21 protein-coding genes are annotated in these 23576 nt (G+C 36.6%); 7 read left to right on the top strand and 14 right to left on the bottom strand.

What is annotated here, in order from left to right; translation table 11 throughout:
• Positions 1-73 precede the first annotated feature (73 nt).
• Complete coding sequence (locus tag D2K60_RS10185; RefSeq protein WP_117169891.1) at positions 74-1000, top strand: ABC transporter ATP-binding protein; 927 nt, start codon at positions 74-76, stop codon at positions 998-1000.
• A complete protein-coding gene (locus D2K60_RS10180; RefSeq protein ID WP_117169890.1) occupies positions 997-1785 on the top strand; it encodes an ABC transporter permease subunit in 789 nt (262 codons plus the stop codon). Before D2K60_RS10185 ends, D2K60_RS10180 begins: the two co-directional genes overlap by 4 nt.
• Positions 1786-1942: 157 nt before the next feature.
• Here the strand turns inward: D2K60_RS10180 and D2K60_RS10175 are convergent, their stop codons facing one another.
• From D2K60_RS10175 to D2K60_RS10160, 4 genes are all read right to left on the bottom strand, one after another.
• Positions 1943-2704 carry an amino acid ABC transporter ATP-binding protein gene (locus D2K60_RS10175; RefSeq protein WP_117169889.1) on the bottom strand — a complete coding sequence of 254 codons (762 nt, stop codon included), beginning with the start codon at positions 2702-2704 and terminating at the stop codon, positions 1943-1945.
• 22 nt (positions 2705-2726) lie between these two features.
• On the bottom strand, positions 2727-3929 hold the full coding sequence (locus tag D2K60_RS10170) for an amino acid ABC transporter permease (protein ID WP_117169888.1): 1203 nt from the start codon (positions 3927-3929) through the stop codon (positions 2727-2729).
• 5 nt (positions 3930-3934) lie between these two features.
• Complete coding sequence (locus tag D2K60_RS10165) at positions 3935-5107, bottom strand: amino acid ABC transporter permease (RefSeq protein ID WP_117169887.1); 1173 nt, start codon at positions 5105-5107, stop codon at positions 3935-3937.
• 82 nt (positions 5108-5189) lie between these two features.
• Complete coding sequence (locus tag D2K60_RS10160; RefSeq protein WP_240335292.1) at positions 5190-6308, bottom strand: amino acid ABC transporter substrate-binding protein; 1119 nt, start codon at positions 6306-6308, stop codon at positions 5190-5192.
• A gap of 249 nt (positions 6309-6557) precedes the next feature.
• Between D2K60_RS10160 and D2K60_RS10155 the strand changes: the two genes are divergently transcribed.
• Positions 6558-6857: a hypothetical protein gene (locus tag D2K60_RS10155; RefSeq protein ID WP_117169885.1), complete on the top strand. Its 300-nt coding sequence runs from the start codon at positions 6558-6560 to the stop codon at positions 6855-6857.
• 518 nt (positions 6858-7375) lie between these two features.
• On the opposite strand, the gene leuD is transcribed toward D2K60_RS10155, so the two are convergent.
• From leuD to ilvB, 7 genes are all read right to left on the bottom strand, one after another.
• A complete protein-coding gene (gene leuD / locus D2K60_RS10150) occupies positions 7376-7984 on the bottom strand; it encodes a 3-isopropylmalate dehydratase small subunit (RefSeq protein WP_117169884.1) in 609 nt (202 codons plus the stop codon).
• Positions 7985-8080: 96 nt separating this feature from the next.
• Complete coding sequence (gene leuC, locus D2K60_RS10145) at positions 8081-9496, bottom strand: 3-isopropylmalate dehydratase large subunit (RefSeq protein ID WP_117169883.1); 1416 nt, start codon at positions 9494-9496, stop codon at positions 8081-8083.
• Between the two features lie 40 nt (positions 9497-9536).
• The gene (gene leuB, locus D2K60_RS10140; protein ID WP_117169882.1) at positions 9537-10610 is read right to left on the bottom strand and encodes a 3-isopropylmalate dehydrogenase; all 1074 of its coding nucleotides are present in this window, start codon (positions 10608-10610) and stop codon (positions 9537-9539) included.
• Between the two features lie 18 nt (positions 10611-10628).
• The gene (locus tag D2K60_RS10135; RefSeq protein ID WP_117169881.1) at positions 10629-12185 is read right to left on the bottom strand and encodes a 2-isopropylmalate synthase; all 1557 of its coding nucleotides are present in this window, start codon (positions 12183-12185) and stop codon (positions 10629-10631) included.
• Positions 12172-13203, bottom strand: coding sequence for a ketol-acid reductoisomerase (ilvC, locus tag D2K60_RS10130; protein ID WP_117169880.1), 1032 nt, complete (start codon positions 13201-13203; stop codon positions 12172-12174). Before ilvC ends, D2K60_RS10135 begins: the two co-directional genes overlap by 14 nt.
• Before the next feature lie 67 nt (positions 13204-13270).
• On the bottom strand, positions 13271-13795 hold the full coding sequence (gene ilvN / locus D2K60_RS10125; RefSeq protein WP_117169879.1) for an acetolactate synthase small subunit: 525 nt from the start codon (positions 13793-13795) through the stop codon (positions 13271-13273).
• Positions 13792-15525, bottom strand: a complete 1734-nt coding sequence (gene ilvB / locus D2K60_RS10120) for a biosynthetic-type acetolactate synthase large subunit (RefSeq protein WP_420818815.1) — start codon at positions 15523-15525, stop codon at positions 13792-13794. The genes ilvN and ilvB overlap by 4 nt, the downstream gene beginning before the upstream one ends.
• Before the next feature lie 814 nt (positions 15526-16339).
• Between ilvB and D2K60_RS10115 the strand changes: the two genes are divergently transcribed.
• On the top strand, positions 16340-16798 hold the full coding sequence (locus tag D2K60_RS10115) for a DUF6884 domain-containing protein (protein WP_117169878.1): 459 nt from the start codon (positions 16340-16342) through the stop codon (positions 16796-16798).
• A gap of 50 nt (positions 16799-16848) precedes the next feature.
• On the opposite strand, the gene D2K60_RS10110 is transcribed toward D2K60_RS10115, so the two are convergent.
• Entirely contained in the window at positions 16849-18006 is a 1158-nt protein-coding gene (locus tag D2K60_RS10110; protein ID WP_117169877.1) for an MFS transporter, read from the bottom strand.
• Between the two features lie 359 nt (positions 18007-18365).
• Positions 18366-19694 (bottom strand): TrkH family potassium uptake protein, encoded by a 1329-nt coding sequence (locus tag D2K60_RS10105; protein WP_117169876.1) that lies wholly within the window; start codon positions 19692-19694, stop codon positions 18366-18368.
• A gap of 218 nt (positions 19695-19912) precedes the next feature.
• Between D2K60_RS10105 and D2K60_RS10100 the strand changes: the two genes are divergently transcribed.
• From D2K60_RS10100 to D2K60_RS10090, 3 genes are all read left to right on the top strand, one after another.
• Positions 19913-20146, top strand: coding sequence for a phage holin (locus D2K60_RS10100; RefSeq protein WP_117169875.1), 234 nt, complete (start codon positions 19913-19915; stop codon positions 20144-20146).
• 17 nt (positions 20147-20163) lie between these two features.
• Positions 20164-20982, top strand: a complete 819-nt coding sequence (locus D2K60_RS21130; protein ID WP_275896248.1) for an N-acetylmuramoyl-L-alanine amidase — start codon at positions 20164-20166, stop codon at positions 20980-20982.
• Positions 20983-21063: 81 nt separating this feature from the next.
• The gene (locus tag D2K60_RS10090; protein WP_117169874.1) at positions 21064-22851 is read left to right on the top strand and encodes a M3 family oligoendopeptidase; all 1788 of its coding nucleotides are present in this window, start codon (positions 21064-21066) and stop codon (positions 22849-22851) included.
• Here D2K60_RS10090 and D2K60_RS10085 read toward each other — a convergent pair.
• Positions 22842-23135 (bottom strand): hypothetical protein, encoded by a 294-nt coding sequence (locus D2K60_RS10085; RefSeq protein ID WP_117169873.1) that lies wholly within the window; start codon positions 23133-23135, stop codon positions 22842-22844. The two genes, D2K60_RS10090 and D2K60_RS10085, sit on opposite strands and share 10 nt — an antisense overlap.
• Positions 23136-23576 lie beyond the last annotated feature (441 nt).

Genomic DNA, 23576 nt, shown 5'->3' with positions numbered 1-23576 from the left:
TATAATCAAAAAGATAATGATTATATTATTTTGAGAGGTTATAAATACAATTATTGAACAGGGAGGAAAACACATGAAAGCAATTATCGCTGAAAAGCTGACAAAAATATACGCTGGAGGAAAAAAAGCATTGGATAACGTCAGTTTTGAACTCAACGAAGGGGAAGTATTTGGTTTTTTGGGCCCTAATGGGGCTGGAAAGACTACTGCGGTAAAACTTTTAAATGGCATGATCTCTCCATCAGAAGGTTCTTGCCATGTTTTTGGTATGAATTCCTCGGTTAGAACAGAGGAGGTTCACGCTATATCTGGTGTGGTTACGGAACATGCACAAATGTACGACAACCTAACCGGACTGGAAAACATTATTTTTTATGGTACGTTATTTGGAATACCAAAAGAAGAAAGCCGTAAACGAGCACTTGCGTTGCTAGAGAGATTGGATCTTACTGCTACCAAAGACAAAAAGCTGGCCACTTACTCTACCGGTATGCGCCAACGTCTTTCATTGGCTAGGGCCATGATCCATGCACCAAAAATACTATTCCTGGATGAACCTACCTCCGGCTTGGATCCTATGAGCGCACAAAGTGTAAATAATATGATTAAAGAATTGGCACACGATAAAGGAACTACGGTTTTCCTATGTACGCATCAGTTACGATACGCTCAAGAGGTCTGTTCCTCCTATGGGTTGATTGATGATGGGACATTGTTGGCAGTAGGTAGTATTGATGTTTTGCGAAGTAACCTTTTCTCCGGGTTAAATGTGCGCATAAAGGCAGATCGTTTTCCTGTAGACGTGTCTTTCAATAGAACTGAAGGACAGTGGGTTGAAATTAATGTGCAGACGGAGGATGATATTCCACCGATTGTGAAACGCATTGTGGATGCTGGTGGCAACGTTTATTCCATATCGGCAAAGAAATTGTCGTTGGAGGAAATTTACTTCTCTCTGATTGAGAAGCGAAAAGAGCAGAAGGAGGCTAAAAAGTTATGAATACAATGCAATCATCTTTAATAAGAAAGGATTTGCGAGGTATCACCGCTAACAAGCGGTTGCTTATAGGCATGATATGCGTTCCAATAGCGCTGACAGTCGTTGTGCCCTCAATTTTTATTATGTTAGTTCATTTTATGCCGAATGATTTGAACGACTTTGAAGCTATGCTCCGTAAGTTACCTATGGGATTACAACTAGATAACATGAAGAACGCTGTTATATCTTTGATAATAAACAACATTATGCCTGTTTTCTTTATCATAATTCCTATTATGACCGCATCAATTATGGCGGCGAGTTCTTTTGTTGGGGAGAAGGAAAAGCGAACACTGGAAACGCTCTTATATTGTCCTCTTTCTCTAAAACAAATATTCCGGGCCAAGATACTATCTTCGTTTATCATGAGCGAACTGGTAGCCATCCTGTCTTTTATCCTTATGACAGTTGTAACTCAACTTGAAATACTGCTGACAACAGGTGGCCTGCTGTTACCGGACATTAGCTGGCTAGTGGTACTTTTGTTACTCTCACCAGCAGTCTCTTTAATTGCAATTACGTTGATTGTGCGGGGGTCAGCCAAAGCGCAGACCATGGAGGAATCTCAGCAACGCAGCTCTCTTTTAGTTTTGCCGATAATATTTCTTGTAGTCGGACAATTTACCGGTCTTATTTTTATTAATATTTGGGTTTTGCTAGGGCTAGGTGTCTTGTTGGCAATGATCGCATGGCTTTTGATGAATGGTTCATTTAAAAAAATAAGCTATGAATCAATATTGCGTTGACGGGATTGTTCGAAACTGCTTTAGTTATCAGGTACCTCGAAAGGTGATGGAGTGTCAAGTTCCGTATGCCAGAAGGTTGTTCGCTTCACTTTTTAGAAAAAAGATTGTGATACATGCAAAGGATCTGTTCAAAAATGACAGATCCTTTGTATTATTGTTATAGTATTTGGGATAAAAATAGCTTTGTACGATCTTCTTTAGGATTATCAAATAATTCTTCAGGAGAACCAGATTCAATAATCTCGCCCTGGTCAAAAAGAACGATGCGGTCAGCAACTTCTCTGGCAAAACCCATTTCATGTGTGACAACTAACATGGTCATACCTGAACGTGCTAATTCTTTCATAACATCTAAAACCTCTTTAATCATTTCTGGATCTAGTGCAGAAGTTGGTTCGTCAAACAACATAATTTCTGGTTGCATTGCTAATGCCCTTGCGATCGCAACGCGTTGTTGTTGACCACCTGAAAGTTGACCTGGATATTTATCGGCTTGTTCAGGAATTCCTACGCGTTCTAATAATTCTTGTGCAAGTTTTTCTGCTGCTGCTTTTGGTTTTTTTCGAACCCATATTGGTGCTAATGTGATATTCTTTAAAATAGTCATATGAGGGAAAAGATTGAATTGTTGAAAAACCATCCCTGTTTCTTTTCGAATTGCCTCAATATCTTTAATATCATGTGAAAGATTAATACCATCAATATGAATTTTTCCTTTTTGTATTTCCTCTAGTCCGTTAATAGTTCGGATAAAGGTTGATTTTCCAGATCCCGAGGGACCGAGTATAACGATAACTTCGCCTTTATTTGCTGTTAATGTAACATCTTTTAACACATGCAGATCACCAAACCATTTGTTTACTTTCTTACATTCTATTATCGGACCTTGTTCTGTTTGTTTCGCGGTACTTTCGATCATATCAATTCCTCCTTATTAGTTATTAGCGTTCACCGACACCTAAAGATCGTTCTAAACGGCGACTAGAGTAGGCCATTGCATAAGCAATTACCCAATAAACGAGCGCAATGAATAGATACACTTCCATATGTCGTCCTAGGTAATCAGGGTTAGACTTGACTGTTTGCGCAATACCTAAAATATCGAATAATCCAACAATTGCAACGAGAGAAGTATCTTTAAACATGGAAATACTCTGTCCCACAATGGCGGGAATTACAGCGCGTAATGCTTGTGGCATAATGATGAATGTCATCGAATGTATGGAATTTAAGCCAATTGCTTTTGAAGCTTCGTATTGACCATTCGGGATAGACTGAAGCCCCCCACGCACGTTCTCAGCCATATAGGCGGCTGTAAATAACGTACAACCTATCATAACGCGAATAATATTGGTGATTTCAAAACCTTCCGGTAAGAATATAGGTATTAATATTTGAGCCATGAACAATACAGTAATTAGAGGAATGCCGCGAATAACTTCTATATAACCGATACAAAAGTATTTTATTACTGGCAGCTTACTTGTACGTCCTAATGCAAGTAAAATTCCGATTGGGAAAGAAAAGATAATCGCTACAGCTGATAATAATACAGTAAAGAGTAAACCACCCCATACATTTGATTTCACTGCAGGTAAGATACCAAATCCATTTAGCAAAAAGATAATTAGTGGAAAGGCTAAACAAAAGCCGATTATCACAATCATTTTTTTCTTTGGTAAATATGGCGTAATAATATATCCTGCAATAATTAACGCGATAGTGGATAGTAACCATAGTTTGCTAGTTCCTGATGTAAACGGTACGACAATATGAACGAGATATAGAAAGATTAATACACCAGAAAGGATACGGGGTGTGCCTTTCCAAATACCAGCTGACATCCCGAATAAAAGAGAGATAAATCCTAATCCAGCCCAAACGCGCCACAGCTCCGATCGTTCATACTGACCAACCATAAACAAGCGGTAGTTATTACTAATTACATCCCATTCGGCAGTGATGAATACCCAATTTGCTGTACCAGAGACTATTTGATAGAGCAAAAAAATTGAAATAAAGGATAATAAAACATTCCACCAACTATTAAACATATTCCTTTTTAGCCACGTTAATATACCTGGTGAATTTTTCGGTGGCTTAATGGAGCTTGTTACTTGGTTTGTATTTGTATTCAAATTCATTCTACTCACCTCTCCACTAAACGAGATTTGGCATTATAGAAATTCATAAAGACAGACGTTATTAAACTTAAAGTTAAGTAAACCAAAATCATAATGACAATCATTTCTATAAAATGTCCTGCTTGATTCATTGTTGTATTTGCAACAAATACTAAGTCTGCGTATCCTGCTGCAATCGCTAAACTTGAGTTTTTAGTGAGATTAAGATACTGACTTGTTAATGGTGGTATGATAATCCTTACAGCTTGTGGAAAAACAACGAGACGCATTGTGGTAGAACTTTTTAACCCCAATGCTTTGGCTGCTTCTTTTTGCCCTTTAGCAACGGAAAGGATACCGCCACGAACAATTTCAGCAATATAAGTTGCTGTATAAATGGTTAAACCTAGTAAAACAGCTAAGAATTCTGGTGATATAATATACCCACCTTCGAAATTAAAAGTACCTAGAACTGGCGTATCTATATTTACTGGCCCAGACACGGTAATCACAAATGCAAGGAGAAGAGAGAGTATTAAGGTTCCTATACCCCAAACAACAGGATACTTTTTATTACCTGTTTCAATTTGTTTTGTTCGTTTTATTTTCCATAGAATGAGTGCACCTACTAGACCAATAAAAAATAGAAGTAGCCATGTAAACGTGTGGGCGTTCATATTTAACCATGGTATCGCAATGCCACGATTACTCAAGAATGCAGGTCCGATCTTTACACTTTCTTCAACAGCTGGCAAGGGTAATAAAACTGCAAAATACCAGATGAATATTTGAACAAGTAAAGGTGTATTACGAAATACATCAATATACAATCCTGCTAATTTTTGAACGAGCCAATTCGTAGAAAGGCGTGAGATACCAACAAAAACCCCAATTAAAGTGGCGAAAAAAATTCCAATTATTGCTACCTTGATTGTGTTTAGAATTCCAACTAAAATTGCTCGTAGATATGTATCAGTGGGTTGATAATCAATCATTGATTCAGAAATGTTAAATGAGGCAGTATTGTTTAAAAATCCAACGCCTAAATCCATTCCAATCCGATCCAATCCAGCACGTGCATTATTAATTAAATAAGCACCAACAAGAAAAATGAAAATGACGAATGTTACTTGAAATAGGATAGGTAGAATTCGATTATCACGCCAGAACGGTGTACGGACAGTTTGTTCTTTATTCATGTTATTCACCCTTCCGTATAGAAATAAATTGACCTGCTCCCTTAACTGAAGAGAGCAGATCTTGATCATTTATTAGATAATCTTAATTGAATGGTGGAGAGTAGAGTAATCCACCATCTTTCCAGTTTGTATTATAACCACGTTCTAAATTAAAGACTGAATCTGTGCCTAAATTACGATTGTATATCTCTTCATAGTTACCAACATGTTTGATTACACGATAAGCGAAGTCATTTGGTAAACCCATTAAACTACCAAGTTCACCTTCGATTCCTAAGAATCTACGAACTACAGGATCTTCACTGTCCATAAAATCATCAATATTTTCAGAGGTGATTTCTAGTTCTTCAGCCTCAATAATTGCAAATGTTACCCATTTAACAATGTTGAACCATTGATCATCACCTTGTCTTACTGTTGGTCCAAGTGGTTCTTTCGATAAAGCCTCAGTAAGGATTAGATGTGCATCAGGTTCAGCTAATGTTGCTTGACGTGAAACTAGACCTGATTTATCAGTAGTCCACGCATCAACTGTACCTGCTTCATATGCCTCAACTAATGAATCGCTATCATCAAATACTACTTGTTCATATTCAATACCTAATTTCCGGAATTGGTCAGCTAAGTTCATTTCTGTTGTCGTACCTGTTTCAACACCGATACGTGCTCCAGCTAAATCAGCTAGAGTAGTTATACCACTCTCTTTTGTTACCATCATTCCTTGACCATCATAAAAAGTAGTTGGGCCAAAATTTGTTCCTAGTTCAGTATCGCGAGTAGTTGTCCATGTTGTATTTCGAATCAGAACGTCAATTTCACCGGTTTGTAAAGCGGTAAAACGTTCTTGAGCAGAAAGGGGTCTTACTTCAATCGCTTCTGGATCATCAAAGATAGCGGCAGCAAGTGCTTTACCAAAATCAATATCAAAACCTTCATAATCACCGTCTTCATTTACATAACCAAAACCAGGTAATTGACTATTACCACCAACAACAACTTCTCCTCTTTCTTCAACAGCAGCGAGAGTAGAGCCAGCGTCGCTGTCAGAAGAAGTTTCTTCCGTATCCGTTTCTTCTTCTGTAGGTGTATCACTTTCATCTGTGCTAGCATCCTCATCGGATGAACATCCAGTTAAAAATAGTGCGAGAATCAAGAAAAAGCTAGCCAATAATGCAGATAAATAATTTTTTCGATTTCTCAAATTAAATCCCCCTTGTTTTTTTAAAAGTTCTATGTAAAAGGTATAGAACTTTGGTGAAAAGTGTTGTTGGAACATCCTACAGACTAAGTGTATAGAGAGTTCACACAAAAAAACACTAGTTTGTAAGATTGCCTGACGATATATTTTGAAAATTCTGATAATTATTTCAACTTTTTGTTAGGTATAGTTTATTAAATGTGAGGTAAACTAACAAAAAAAGAAAGTGTTTGGTGAAAGGGAGTTACTGCAATGAAAATAGGGTTAGCATGTGGTTTTATCGTAATGTGTTTTATGCAGCCAACTATTGTGCAAGCTGCACATGAAGATGAGCGACAATCTGAGAATCATATATGGGAGATCCAAAGGGTTTCCTATCATCATGTTCCAATTTATTCTCATGATTTTAATGTGTGGCACCATTTTATTCAAAAGGAAAAAACGTGCAACGTGATAAATAAAGTTAGAACAGAAGTAAGATACTGCAAAGTACACGATCATATGGAAACAAACGTAACCTCAGAGGAAGTCATACACAGCCATGATCATTAAATTAAGCGGGATATTTATAATATTGATTCATTATATTTATCAACTGCGACGTAACAGGATTTCTTGACCCGCTTCACAAGTGAAATTGACTCCCTTTCCGCAGGCACGGCTTCAGCTAACTTTGGAAAGCAAAAAGCGCTTTCCAAAGTGGATCTTCAGCCCGTGCTGTTCCTGCAGGAGTGTCGTCAATTTCACTTGATACGCTAGTTTCTTATACCGTGATAATAATAGAGATAAATTGCTTCGTTATATAATAATAATGATATTTGTCACAATGATACGCTATCCAGCGAAGGAAGCAAATGGGTGACACTCTAGTGGGAACAGCACAAGCCGAAGATCCACTTGGTAAAGTGTTTTTCTTTACCAAGTTAGCTGAGGCTGTGCCCACAGAAAGGGAGCCCATTTGCTGACGTAGCGGGTAAGGAAGTTACGTCGCAGTTTCTATCTATTGCGTCGTTTAACTAGCAAGAAGGTCTTATAAAAAAACTAAAAAAACCTCCTATAAGGAGGTTTTTTTAGTTTGTGATAACAGCTGGGTGAATGATATGGTTTGATTCGAATTTATCGATTTTATCTGCTTGGGTTAAAGTTACTGCTATTTCATCCCAACCATTTAAAAGCATTTCTCTTTGATACGCCGCAACGTCAAAGCTAGCTTCAAAACCTTCACTATCGTAAACTTTCTTTGATTCTAAATCTACTGTGATGTTATAGTCCTTTGCTTGTGCATTTTCAATTAATTGTTGTGCTTCTTGATCGGTTAAACGAACAGGTAAAATACCATTTTTTGTGCAGTTATTATAGAAAATGTCTGCAAAACTAGATGCTATTATAACTCTAAAACCAAAATCTTGTAGAGCCCAAGGAGCATGCTCACGAGAGGAACCACAACCAAAGTTATCACCTGCAACTAAAATAGAAGCATTTGTATATTTGGGTTGATTTAAAGAAAAATCAGGTCTAGGTTGACCCTTTTCATCATAACGCCAATTATAGAATAAGAACTCGCCAAACCCTAAACGAGAAATTCTTTTTAAGAATTGTTTTGGAATGATTTGATCTGTATCAACATTAGCTCGATTCAGTGGATAAACAAGTCCATTATGTTTGCGAATTGGTTCCATTTGAAGTACCTCCTAATTAATTTAATGGTAAAAGGGGAGTGAGGTAACAAATTAATAGTGGAAATCTATTAATTTGTTACCTCACATCCATTAAGCTTACACACCTACAGGCAAGTTGCGGACATCAACGAATCGTCCTTCAATTGCAGCAGCAGCAGCCATTTCTGGACTAACTAGGTGTGTTTGTGCACCAGTACCTTGACGTCCTTCAAAGTTACGGTTTGAAGTAGAGGCACAACGTTCACCAGAAGGGACAACATCATCATTCATTGCAAGACACATACTACAACCGGCTCCACGCCATTCAAAACCAGCATCAATAAAGACACGATCTAATCCAAGTTCTTCAGCTGCTGTTTTAACAGACTGTGAGCCAGGAACTACCAAAGCGCGTACATTCGGGTGTACTTTTCTACCATTAATGATCTCGGCAGCACGTTGTAAATCAGCTAGTCGTGAATTTGTACAAGATCCGATAAAAACATGCTTTATTTCTACCGATGATATTGGTTTACCGGCTTCTAATCCCATATATTCTAATGCACTAATTATTTCATTTCTATCATTCTCAGATGTTGCATCATCAGGACTAGGAATATTAGCACTAATTGGAATACACATACTTGGGTTCGTTCCCCATGTAACTTGTGGTTCAATTTCTGCTGCATTCATTTCTACCATAGCGTCATAACTGGCACCTTCATCACTAGCAAGTGCTTTCCAGTCTGAAGCCAACTGGTTAAATGTATCTTCATCTTTTGGTATATATTGTTTTCCACGAAGATAGTCAACTGTTGTGTCATCTGGACTTACTAAGCCAGCACGAGCTCCAGCTTCGATCGACATGTTACAGATGGTCATACGACCTTCCATAGATAGACTTCGAATCGCTTCACCGGTATATTCAATGACATAACCAGTTCCGAATTTAACACCAAATTTACCGATTATAGCAAGTATTAAATCTTTAGCCGTTATACCGACACCTAATTTTCCGTCGATTTTTACATTCAAGGTTTTAGGTTTTGCTTGCCAGATTGTTTGCGTAGCAAGAACATGCTCTACTTCACTCGTACCAATACCAAATGCTAAAGCACCAAAGGCACCGTGTGTAGATGTATGACTGTCTCCACATACAATTGTCTTTCCAGGTTGTGTTAAACCAAGTTCAGGACCAATGACGTGTACAATACCTTGATGACGGTGATTAATACCTGCCAAAGGTACACCGAATTCTTTACAGTTTATTTTTAGTTGATCCATTTGTTTTTTTGATACTTCATCTTTAATAACATTTCGGTGCACAGTAGGTACGTTGTGATCCATCGTTGCAAATGTTCGATTTGGTTGACGAACCGTCCGACCTTGCAAACGCAATCCCTCAAAAGCTTGAGGGGAGGTAACTTCATGAACAAGGTGAAGGTCAATATAGAGAAGATCTGGTTTACCTTCTTCTTCATGGACAACATGTTTATCCCAGATTTTTTCGATAACTGTTTTGGCTTTTCCCATGTTAGAAATCACTCCTTTACTTTTGTGAAAATGAAGGTTATTATTTTTGCTCGATATAAGCAATAATAGCTTCAGTCATTTCCTCTGTGTTTATTTTCTTTCCACTTTGAACTTGTAAATCAGCAGTATAGTATCCTTTATCTATACACGCTTCAATTGCTTCTTCGATTAAAGCTGCTTCTTCTTCGAATGAAAAAGAGTAGCGTAACATCAGGGCAGCTGATAATAATGTTGCAATAGGGTTCGCTATCCCTAAACCGGCAATATCTGGTGCTGAACCATGTGCTGGTTCATATAAACCAACGCCATTTTCAGCTAAGCTTGCAGATGGTAGCATTCCTAATGAACCAGTTAAGACAGAAGCTTCATCACTTAAAATGTCGCCAAACATATTCTCTGTCACAATTACATCAAATTGACTCGGATTGGTAATTAATTTCATTGCGGCAGCATCTACTAGTAAATGTTCAACTTCGACGTCTGGATAGGTAGCCTTTTTTTCTTCGACAATTTCTCGCCATAGTTTACTAGATTCTAAAACATTTGCTTTATCAACTGAGGTGAGTTTCTTGCTACGTAATTGTGCACTTTGAAACCCTTTATCGATAATACGTTCCATTTCATAACGACTATAACTTAATGTATCGACAACAGCATTACCATTATCGCGTCGCTCACTAGGTGTTCCAAAATATAAACCACCAGTTAATTCTCTGACGATTAACAAGTCACTGCCTTTAATAACTTCCTCTTTTAATGGAGAAGCACTTAATAGTTTTTTGAACCCTTTAACAGGACGTAAATTCGCATATAAATCTAATGCCTTGCGAATGCCTAGTAGGCCTCGTTCGGGTCGTAAGTGAGAAGGGTTGTTATCCCATTTTGGTCCACCAACTGCACCTAATAAAATAGCATCTGCTTGTTTACAGGCTGAAACCGTTTGATCGGGAAGGGGAGTGTCGTATAGATCGATAGCACTTCCTCCAATTGCTTGCGAATCAAATGTAAAGGTATGGCCAAATTTAGTTCCAATAACGGATAGAACTTCTGTTGCAGCATCGATAATTTCAGGTCCAATTCCATCACCAGGAAGAAGTACTATATTTTTTTCCATCATTTATCCTCCAATTGGTTAGATATTTTCAGACGCATCTATTTTTTTAGTATTATTTTTAGTTAAGAAAATTCTGTTTATTGCATTTATAAAGGCATGAGCAGCAGCTTCTAAAACATCTTGAGCTGTCCCACGACCGCTCATAGAAGTCTTGTATTCTTCTACAGTCATACTTACATGTACCTCTGCTAAGGCATCCGTACCCTTACCAATTGAATTTAATGTGAAATCAGTAAGTTGAATTTTTTCTTCAATTAATGCTTCAATCGTATTATATAAAGCTTCTACGCTTCCTTGCCCAGTGCGAGCAGTTTCTACCTTTTTACCCTCTGGTGTAGTTAATGCAACTGTTGCTGTGGGTAAGTTATGTGTACCATATTGCACTTGAAAAGAAAGGAGCTCATACTTTTTACGCGTACTTAAATCAGTCTGAATATCAGTTAAAATAACAAATAAGTCATCTTCGGTTACTTCTTTTTTTCTATCCGTTAAAAGTTTAAAAGATTTAAAGGCTTCTGTGATTTGTTCTTCTGTTAAAGTGAATTCTAGTTGCTCAATTTTATCTTTAAAGGCATGTCGTCCTGAATGCTTTCCTAGTACTAAGTTATTAGATTGAATACCGACTAGTTCAGGTGTAATTATTTCATACGTTTGCGCGTTTTTTAGTACACCATCTTGGTGAATACCTGACTCATGAGCAAATGCATTACGACCAACAACTGCTTTATTACCGGGAACAACCATTCCAGTAAGTTTACTAATCAGATCGCTTGTTCGCTTTATTTCTTTTAATGTTAAATTAGTAGTATAAGGATAAAAATCTTCTCGTATTTTAAATGCAACTGCTATTTCCTCTAAAGCGACATTACCTGCACGTTCTCCAATACCATTAATTGTACCTTCAATTTGTGTTGCACCATTCTGAATCGCTGCAATAGAGTTTGCTGCTGCCATTCCAAGGTCATCATGACAGTGACAAGATAAATCAACTTTGTCGATATTCGGTACAGTTTCTTTGATGTAATGAAACATTTCGCCATATTCCTTTGGTGTCGTAAACCCTACCGTATCTGGTAAGTTAATTACTGTTGCTCCAGCATCAATTACTTTCTCAATAATAGAGGCCAAAAAAGGTAAATCAGTTCGAGATGCATCTTCTGCTGACCATTCGATATCATCACATTTTTCTTTCGCGTAACGTACCATGTTAACTGCAATATCCGTTACTTCTTCAGCGGTTTTTTTTAATTTATATTCCATGTGAATAGGGGAGGTTGCAATAAAAACATGTATTCTTGGTTTTTTAGCATTTTTAATAGCTTCCCATGCGCGATCAATATCTGATTTAAACGCTCGTGCTAATGCTGTAACCGTCACATTTTCGATTGTATCCGCAATTTTTTGAACTGCATCAAAATCACCTTGGGAGGAAGCAGGAAAACCTGCCTCCATAACATCAACGCCCAAGCGTTCTAATTGTTTAGCAATTTCAAGTTTTTCAAGTTGGTTCAAATTCACACCAGGGGACTGTTCGCCGTCCCGAAGTGTGGTATCAAATATCTTAATTCGAGTCATTCGTGACCACTTCTTTCTTAGCTTTTGCTCTTTGATTTACAAAGGGCATTAACTCACGAAGTTCTTTCCCAACTTTTTCAATTTGGTGTTTATTTTCTGAAGCAGTAATAGCGTTAAACTGTGGACGATTTGCTTGGTTCTCTAAAATCCAACCTTTAGCAAATACACCTGTTTGAATATCAGTTAATACGTCTTTCATGCGAGCTTTTGTTTCTGCATTCACAACGCGTGGTCCAGAAACATAATCTCCCCATTGTGCTGTATCAGAGATAGAGTAACGCATGCCTTCAAGTCCACCCTCATACATTAAGTCAACGATTAATTTAAGTTCATGCATACACTCAAAATAAGCAACTTCTGGTTGGTAACCAGCCTCTGTAAGAGTTTCAAAACCAGCTTTAACTAGGCTACTAACACCACCACATAGAACAGCTTGCTCACCGAATAGGTCAGTTTCTGTCTCTTCTTGGAATGAAGTCTTAAGAATTCCTGCACGTCCTGCTCCAATGCCTTTAGCATATGCAAGAGCTGTTTCCGTTGCTTTACCAGTATAATCTTGATAAATACCATAAAGTGCAGGTACACCAGCACCTTCTTCAAATGTACGACGAACAAGATGTCCTGGACCTTTTGGTGCTACAAGGAATACATCTACATCTGCTGGAGGTACGATTTGATTGAAATGAACGTTGAAACCATGCGCGAATACTAACGCATTACCAGCTTCTAAGTTTGATTCAATACTTTCTTTGTAAATAGTAGGTTGATTTTCATCAGGTAATAGAATCATTACTACGTCAGCTGCTTTAGTAGCTTCAGCAACTGTTTTAACTTCTACACCGTCTTCAACTGCTTTGTCCCAAGATTTCCCTTTACGAAGACCAACAACAACATCAAAACCACTTTCTTTTAAATTCAATGCATGTGCATGACCCTGAGAGCCATATCCAATAACTGCGATTTTTTTTGATTTTAGAACCTCTTCTTGAATATCGTTGTGATATAGTACTTTTGCCATAATGAATACATCCTCTCAAATTTGTTTTGTTTTATATAGTAAATGTAAGATACATGTTACTTCTCTTTTAGTGTAGCAATGAAAATGGTGTGTTTTCTTGTGCAACCTGTGGCTGTTGGCCACGTTGGAATGCCGTTACGCCAGTACGAGCTAATTCTTTAATGCCGTATGGTCGTAAAAGTTCAATTAATGCTTCAACCTTTTCGGGTTTACCTGTTACCTGAATGGATAATGTATCTTTACTTACATCAATAACACTTGCACGGAATGGTTCAATAATACCTTGTATTTCAGCGCGTAGCTGGCTGTTACTTACGATTTTAATTAGCGCAAGCTCACGAGCAACAATGGCTTTATCTGTTATGTCAGAAACCTTTAGAACATCAATTTGTTTGTTTAACTGTTTGGTTACTTGTTCTAGTTTTTGGTTATCTTCCACTTCGACAACAAATGTTATTTTAGATATGCCCTCAATCTCAGTACGACCGACAGATATGCTTTCAATATTAAATTGTCGTTTTTGTAATAACCCAGTAATTCGGTTTAAGACACCACTTCTATTCTGAACAGTAGCTGTTATAATTCGTTTCATGGTTTCACTCCTATCATTTCATGAATACCTTTGCCAGGTGCAATCATCGGATATACATTTTCTTGTTGTAGTACACGACAATCAATTAGAACTGGCCCGTCATAAGCGATAAGTGCTGGTAATTTTTCTGCTAGTTCTTTTTGCGTATCTATTCTTGCTCCTTTGATTTCATAAGCTTCAGCTAGCTTAACGAAATCAGGTTGGATGGAAAAGACTGATTCAGAATAACGTTTGTCATAAAATGATTCTTGCCATTGTCTAACCATACCTAAGGCAGAATTATTAACAATGATGATTTTTACTGGCAAACCTCGTTCTTGTAAGATAGATAGTTCTTGTAATGTCATTTGAAAACCACCGTCTCCAACTATTGCTACAACTGTATCATTGGGAGCGGCGAGTTGAGCTCCAATAGCAGCTGGAAAGCCAAAGCCCATTGTTCCAAGTCCACCGGAGGTTACCCAACGATTTGGTTGACTGAATTTGTAATATTGTGCTGACCACATTTGGTGCTGCCCAACGTCAGTTGTAACAATCGCCTTACCTTCAGTAGCTTTGTAAACTTGTTCAATTACCCATTGACCAATCATCTCAGATTCAGGTTTGTTATACCAAAGCGGATAATCTTGTTTGTTTTCTTGAACGTGGTCAAGCCAGTCACCAAAATCTGATGATGTTTTAATCTGTGTAAGCATTTGTGTTAGTGCAAGTTTAGCATCAGCAACAATCGGAATATGTGTTGTAATATTTTTACCGATTTCAGCAGGATCTATGTCAATATGAGTGATGATCGCTGCTGGAGCAAAATGGTCTAAGTTACCTGTTAGTCGATCGTCAAAGCGTGCTCCAATATTAATTAACAAGTCACATTCATAAATTGCCTTATTTGCTGCATATGTTCCGTGCATCCCAGCCATTCCTAAGAATAGAGGGTGTTCTCCAGGAAATGCACCCAATCCAAGTAGTGTAGAGGTAACTGGAATTTGATGTTCTTCTGCGAATGTTTTCATTTCTTCTGATGCTTTCGCAATAGATATGCCTGCACCAGTAAGGATAACTGGTTTTTTAGCTGCTTTTAATGCTTCACCCAGTTTTTTAATTTGCATTGGATTCGGTTTAATTGTTGGTTGATAGCCTGGCAAGTAAAAATCAGTGTCGTAATGATCTTCACATGGATTAGCGGCTAAATCTTTTGGAATATCAACTACAACAGGACCAGGACGACCGGTTGAAGCAATATGAAATGCTTCTTTAACGATACGAGGTAAGTCCTTGATAGAACGTACTTGATAATTATACTTTGTGATTGGAGTAGTTATCCCCATGATATCTGCTTCTTGGAAAGCATCGGTGCCAATGACACTTTGGTTAACTTGCCCTGTGAAAACTACAAGTGGCAGTGAATCCATCATTGCATCTGCAATTCCTGTAACTAAGTTTGTCGCACCTGGACCAGAAGTTGCAATCACGACACCAGGTTTCCCTGAAACACGTGCATAACCTTCTGCGGCGTGAATCGACCCTTGTTCGTGTCTTGCAAGTATTTGATTAAACGACCCTTTAGCTCTATATAATGCATCGAAAATTGGTAGGACAGCACCACCAGGATAACCAAATAATGTGTCTACACCAGCATCAACTAAAGATTCAACTAAAAGATCTGCCCCTGTTTTTGGTGTTTTGTTAGCTGCATTTACTTGTTCTTCCTGTTTCATTGTCATTTTCGCCATTTTATAATCCCTCCTGCATATTTTTAAAGTGTTTTAATATAAAAGAAAAAAGACCTGTTTTCTCCAAATAAACTGCATCTAATTCAATTGCAGTATTACAAGGGAGAAAAGGTCTTTGCTTTTCACGGTACCACCCTGATTCACAACACTTTTACAAGTATTGTCTCATGAAGTACGCTATAAATAGAGTACTTCTTTTTTTAACGAGTGAACTGTGATCCACCCGGCCAAATCTACTTAGGTTACACCTGTTCAATTTAACACTCAGAGACGATGTCAGAATAAAATGTATTTCCGGGCTTCCAGCAACCCCGGCTCTCTGTAAATACAAATGCTTATTCCTTTGTTCTCTTCATCGATTTAGTTAATAGTATAGCTTATCTGTATTAATCTATTATACCATCAGTATTGATAGTTGTGACAACTTTTTGTGTAGTTAGTTCAAGTAACATGCTTTCATTTAGTGAAAAGTTGCATATGTGTTTTAAATTTTCAAAAAACTCATTTTAAAATTAGAATAAATAATTTATTTGGTTGACGACAATCATACAACCATTTTGAGATAAGGTCAACAGGTTTAGTGAAAATTTTCTGATATTTATAAAAAATGTGTGTGTTTCATGTAGAATAAATATTTGTTAAAGAGGTTAAAAGACTGCCGTTACTAGTGTTAAGGTGCTTTTTTATTTGCAATAGGTCAGATGTTGATGGTAAGAAAATCTTACAGGAATTAGTTGTTAATTGGTGCGTTTTTAAACAAATAATGGTAAATTATCTATGGTATGATATTTTGAGAAGAGGAAGGTGATTATTAATGAAACAATTAGCAATAATACCTTGTGGCAAAAAAAAGATTTGGGATAGAAACTCCTCTCAAGGACCTGCAGTGGTAAAGGATGCATATGTCGGTGTGTTGCATCGAATGTGTGAACAATATGCGGAAATGTTTTGTGATCAATGGGTTGTTTTATCAGGAAAACACGGATTAATGTTACCTAATGAGACGATACTAGAAAATTATAACGTGACATTTGGAGTGAAAAATAATGGAGAAGTTATTTCAATTGAAGAATTACAAAGTCAACTGTTAGATAAAAAATTAGGTGCATTTGATCAAATTATTTCCTTAACAGGAAAAAAGTATCAACCAATTATTGAAGAAACATTTGGACCTAATAAGGATATTCGTTATCCATTATTAGGTACAAAAGGAATAGGGGAGATGCAACAACGATTAAAATCTGCCATTAAAAACAAAAAAGCACTACTTTGAATTTTTATAAGTAATGGCTCTAGCTATAAAAGGATGCTATCTCGATTAAATTAATCAGAGAAAGCATCCTTTTCGTTTTTTGGAAGCAAACAGGAAAATGTTAAAAGCACTATAAATAGAATTGGGATAATGAAAAGAACAGTACTAAAAGGGATAAATGGTGCTAGCACAGAACCAATACTTGCTCCGATTAATAATACGAAAGAGTATAGAGCTATCGCAGTCGATTTGAATAAATGTGCATGTTTTCCTACGAGCAAGACCACCATCGGAATGGTAAGTGAAGTAGAGGCAATCATAAACAGGGAAGCTATTAATATAGTAAAAACATTTATCGAAATAGCGGCTGGAATAAACCCAACTACCATAATTCCTAATTGAAACCGCAATACCGACTTTACGCTCCACTTTTTAACGAAAAACCCAGAGAAAAATGCAGGTAAGATGCCAATTAAGCTTATCAAGCGTAGTAGTTGTGAAGAATATGGGAAATCACGCAAGCCATTGTATAAATAAATTTCAAATGAGCCATAGAATAACATAATCGTGAATAGCAAGAAAAAAGTAATCGTGTAAACCTTTTGCAATGTATGATCACGAAAACACACTAAAATTATAGGTAAGATTTTTTTTGTATCATCTCTTCTTGATGGACTAGATGGTTCTAATGTAAGAAATAGACCAATTAAACAACTTAAATAAAAATAAAAGAAGGCTGTGAAAATAAAGTGATAGGAACTTAATTCGGTAAAGAAAACAGCGGTCATTTGTCCGAATACGCCTGCGAATAAAAACCCGGTATTAATCATAGCAATTACAAAAGTTTGGGAAGAATCTTTAAAATATTTAAAGCAATAAGCAAATGTTAATGGTGCAAAACTTGCTGCTAGAAATCCTTGGAACATTCGTAAAACAAGTAAACTTTGAAAGGAATTACTAAAGCTAAGTAATAAGGTAACAACAGCCAACACGGCCATGCCAATTAATAAAAGTTTACGTAATGAAATACGATCAGCCAAAATACCAAAGAACACCAACCCCAGTGCATAAGGAATAACAAACAATGTACTAGGCAGACTGGCAAAATGTAGTGATATATGAAATTTTTCAGTCAATAATGGTTGAATAGGGATCATGATATAAATACTACTAGCGATAAAAATAGAACAATAGATCAAAACAATGGCAGTAAAAGTAGTTTTAGGCATTGAACATCACCTCAGATTTAGATGGACTAATGTACTATATTAATTTGAAAATGAAGTGTGCCACTATTTTGAGTCATACATATTTTTATAAAAACTTGCGTTGATTTCAATAATACTTGTTTAAGCAGTGTTAGGTAACCGATTTGTTTGAAAAAAAGTCGGCGCTGGAACATAACAAAATTTCTTATTCTAAATATTAATAACGCAACTTACTCACCAAAAAAATAAGTACTTGTTTTCACCAAATCAAGTAACCGAACTATACTAGTTTTAACAACTAGCATAGTTCGGTTACTTTAATATTTATTTATTTTTGTCCCAGATTCGACTTTTTTATGGAATCTAGGATATCTTTCAAATCACCCAGTATAAACGTCACCTTTTGGATAACGAATGTGTGTATTGTGGGGTCTTGCTAAAAGAAAAGCAAATGTTAATGGTCCTAGACGACCAATGAACATCAGTAATATAAGTAGTTCCCTCCCGATATCTGTTAAAGAACCTGTCAATCCCATTGATAAACCAACCGTTCCGAAAGCTGAAACGACTTCAAATAGTATCATTAAAAAGTCTGCCTTTTCTGTAATTGTTAATGCAAGTGTAAAAATGAAAATCACAGCAAAGCCAATACTCATAATGGCTAATGATCTGATAATTATTGCTCTAGGTATAGCACGTTTAAATATGACAGGTGATTCTTTAGTAGTTAAAAAAGCATAAGTGGATAAGAATACGACGATAATCGTTGTCAGCTTTACACCACTAGCCGTTGAGCCACTACCTCCCCCAATAAACATCAGCATAATTGTATATAACAGGGAACCATCTTCCATTGAACCGATGTCAATGGTATTGAATCCTGCAGTACGAGGTGCTACAGCTTGAAAGTAAGAGGTAATTACTTTATCAAAATGACTGAATGAACCAATTGTTAAAGGATTATTATATTCGATAGCTAGAATCACGAGTAAGGAAATAAAGTTAAGCGCAAATGTTCCGATTAGCATTAATTTCGTATGCAAGGTTAGCGGATGCCAATGCTTATTGGCTTTTAGGTCTGCAATAACTGTGAATCCAATCCCGCCAATGATAAATAAAATGGTGATGACAATATTCACTACTGGATCAGTTGCATGTCCCATTAAGCTATCAGACCATGTGGAAAAGCCAGCATTATTAAATGCTGAAATACTATGAAATATACTGTGAAATAAACCATCTGACCAACCATATTTAGGTACCCAATCTAGCGCAAGAATTAAAAAACCACAGAATTCTACTATAACAACAAAACTCATTAGTAATTTAACTAAACGAACGATTCCACCAGGCGTATCTTGATTAAAACTAGATGACAAGAATAGACGTTGTTTGAATGTAATCTTTCGACCGATTACTAATAGAGTGAATATCGCAAATGTCATTAATCCAATCCCGCCAAATTGAATCATAATCATAATGGCCGTTTGACCAAATCGTGTGAAAGCAGTTGCTGTATCAACAACAATTAAACCAGTTACTGTTGTAGCAGATGTTGCTGTGAATAAAGCATCCAACCAGTTGATAGGAGTGGTGGTAGCAATAGGAAGTTTTAATACTAATGTACCTATTATAATTACTGCCAAGAAACTCAAGGCCAATACTTGTGGTGGAGAAAATGTTAAAAGCTTTGATTTTATACTTTTCATGTTATCCCTCATCATCAATTCAAAATCAAAAATATATAATTTGCTTTTCTATAGATGTATTCTACCACTTTTTCAAAAAAATGATAGACACTTTTAGTAGTCTTTACATGGATTATAGAAATAGGGCGATAAGAGGATGCCGTTCCAAAAAAGCGCCTTCAAGCAAATACTATAGTAGCGTTACAATCTATTACTGTAACGCAAGGAGGTGATTAAAAGTGGACAAAGGTACGATTATACGAACAGTCACCTTGCTTGTTGCTTTAACAAATCAAGTACTTGTTTTGTTTGGAAAATCGCCATTGCCAATATCTGATGTAGTCTTGGAACAATTCCTTTCTACTTTCTTTACCATTATCTCATCATTGATCGCTTGGTTTGGAAACAATTATGTAACAAAAAAAGGAAAAGATCAAAAAGAATGTTTGAAACAACATGGACTATCGAAGTGAAGAGGGAGGAAAATTGCTTGAAACCAGTTCTAATTATTGATCCAGGCCATGGCGGAGCTGATCCAGGAGGTGGTTCAAATGATAAATGGGTTGAAAAAGATCTCGTATTACAAATTTCATTATATCAATTAAAGAGATATAGAGAATTAGGAATTCCGGTAGCACTAACTAGAAATACAGATCAAACAGTAACTCCAAATAGAAGGGTAAGAACGATACGAGTAAGTGGTGCGCGTTATTGCCATTCTAATCATATTAATGCAGGTGGCGGAGACGGTGCTGAGCTTATTCATTCTATTTATAGTGATGGGAAAATGGCTAAAAGTTTAGCAACGAGATTAAAAAAATCAGGCCAAAATGTACGACGTATTTTCACTAGAACGCTACCGAATAACAAGAACAAAGACTACTATTTTATGAATAGAGAAACGGGAGAGGTAGAAACAATCATTATTGAATACGGATTCGCTGATTCAGTAAAGGATGACCGCACCCAACTTGAAAAAAACTGGGAGATGTATGCAGAGGCTGTTGTTGAAGGGTTTTGTGCTTTTGCAGGTTATTCTTATTGTGTTCCGACGCGTCAAGGGAATTTAGAACAAGATAAACCATGGTATATTGGCAAACGACTTGTTAGCAAGGTAGATAATTTACGATATTATCGTGAACCATCCTGGGAAGATAACGCCTGTGTGAATACAATCAATAAAGGAATTGGTTTTCCGGAAATTGCAGCGAAAATAACTGTTGGAACAGGTGCGCAATATAAAGTACTAAATTCTAAAGGTGAAATTTATTACATTACAGCGCATGAAAAGTATGTCCATGTTGAATAAAGGATGCCACAGCATCCTTTTTTTTATTTTTTTACTAAAAAGTAGTAAGATAGAAGAATAATTGTCTATAGGAGTGATGGAATGGAATTGAAGTATAAGCAGGTTTGGAATTTAGATACATTGTTTGCTGGTGGTAGTAGTTCTAAAGAATTCGCCGGTTATATGGAGGAATTAGAGAAACGTTTGGAAATGTTGAAGATAGAAGTTGGGCAATCACAAGCCCAAAAACTAGATGAAGATACATTAGAAAAAATAGTGAGTCTGGTTCGGGTATGCACGATGCAGTTAGAAGAAATATCTTCGTTTATTGGTTGTTTAACAGCAGAAAATATACAAGATAAACAGGCCAAATTATTTGTAGGAAAAAGCAACAGTTATCAAGCAATGTTTGATAAGATAATGACGAATTTTGATAATAAGCTTACTGAAATCCCAACCAATAGATGGGAGTCTTTCCTTGAAACTCCTACTATTAAACCTATTGCGTTTGTATTAGAAGAACGGAGAAAATTAACAAAAGAGAAATTACCTGCTGAACAAGAAGCATTACTTGCTGATTTAGCAGTAGATGGTTATCAAGCTTGGGAAGAAATGTACGATGCAATTGTTGGCAAGATAACGATTGATTGGCAAGATGCAAATGTAGTGAAACAATTATCCGTAGGACAGGTAGAAAATAAGTTAAATGATAGTGACCGCGACGTACGTAAATCGGCATTCGATAAGTTAGAAGCGGCTTTTACAAAGGAAGCTGATCTTTTTACAGAAACATTAAATCATTTGGCTGGATTTCGATTACAAACGTATGCACATCGTGGTTGGACAGATGTATTAAAAGAGCCATTAAGCTATAATCGAATGAGTCAGAAAACATTACATACAATGTGGCAAGCAATTAGTGAAAATAAATCGATCTTTTACACCTATTTACAACGAAAAGCAGAACTTTTAGGTGTGGAGAAATTAAATTGGTATGACCTAGAAGCACCCATTACAAAGCATTCAAAAAAAGTTAGTTTTGATGAAGCTGCCGAGACTATTGTTGCACAATTTTCTGAATTTAGCCCAAAGATGGCTCAATTTGCACAAAATGCTTTTGAGAAGAGTTGGATTGAAGCTGAAGATCGCTCTGGCAAGAGACCTGGAGGATTTTGTACGAGTTTCCCTGACAGTAAAGAAACTAGAATCTTTATGACATATGCCGGTAATGCTACGAATGTTGCTACGCTTGCACATGAATTAGGTCATGGCTATCATCAATATATAATGGATGATTTAGATGTGTTAAATCAAAGTTATGCGATGAATGTGGCGGAAACTGCGTCTACATTTGCAGAAATGATTGTAGCGGATGCTGCTGTACGGAATGCCAAAAACAAAGACGAAAAAATTGGATTATTAGAAGATAAAATTCAACGAAGTGTAGCGTTCTTCATGAATATTCATGCGCGTTTCTTGTTTGAAAAGAACTTTTATGAGGAGAGAAAGCGTGGTTTCGTTTCAACAGAACGTTTAAATGACTTGATGGAAGACGCTCAAAAAGAAGCATTCGGAAATCAATTAGAAGTATATGATCCAACATTTTGGGCTTCGAAATTACATTTTCATATCACAGATGTACCATTCTATAACTTCCCATATACATTTGGTTATCTCTTTAGTATGGGTATCTATGCACGAGCATTAGAAGATACCGCTACATTTGAAACGTTTTATAATGAATTATTATATGATACTGGAAGAATGAGTGTAGAAGATTTAGCCAAGAAACATTTACAAGTTGATTTACAAGACCCAACATTCTGGGTAGAAGGTATCAACCTTTGTAAGCAAGATGTAGAGGAGTTCTTACAATTAACTCAAGAATAGCCTGAGGCTTTTATCTCGCGAAAGACAGCAACAAATGGGGCAGGATTTATTTTTGATTGAAAAGCTAACACGCCTTTATCTGTATGTAAATAAAGAAAATAGTAGTGTATGGACAAGGCTCGATAAGAGATGTCTAATACACTTTCTAATGCAATATAATTTTCAGTACTTTCAATAAAATTTTGGTGTAGGTTAACTTTATGGGCTGTTTCTTGTGTGAATTGTTGATTGTTGACAATTTTACGTTCTGTCATGAAATAGGGGTGTGAAATTACTTCTGTCATCAGAGCACTCCTTTCTACTAGTATTGTTTAGTATGTCATCTCAGAGAGAACTTATCAAAGAATACGAATGATAAAAAAGAAGATTCAAGTCTTTTTCCCGTGTTGACGACCACACAGCAACAATAAAAGAACCATAACTCTTATATAGCTTACAATTGCAATAAACTGCGATTTACGACGGAATTTCCATCAACTACGACGTAACATTACCACCACTACGGAAGCAAATGGGCTCCCTTTCTGTGGGCACAGCCTCAGCTAACTTGGAAGCAAAGAACACTTCCAAGTGGATCTTCGGCTTGTGCTGTTCCCACTAGAGTGTCACCCATTTGCTTCCTTCGCTAGTTAGTGGAAATATTTCTAAGTAGAAAACAGAAACAATAAGGCGGATTTTCAAAATATGAATGGCTATTGTGTTTATTTATAGTTCATAAAATATTA

It is taken from the genome of Paraliobacillus sediminis, from assembly GCF_003426055.1.
The sequence above is the reverse complement of the archived record's forward strand: the minus strand, read 5'-3'. Positions and strand labels throughout refer to the sequence as shown.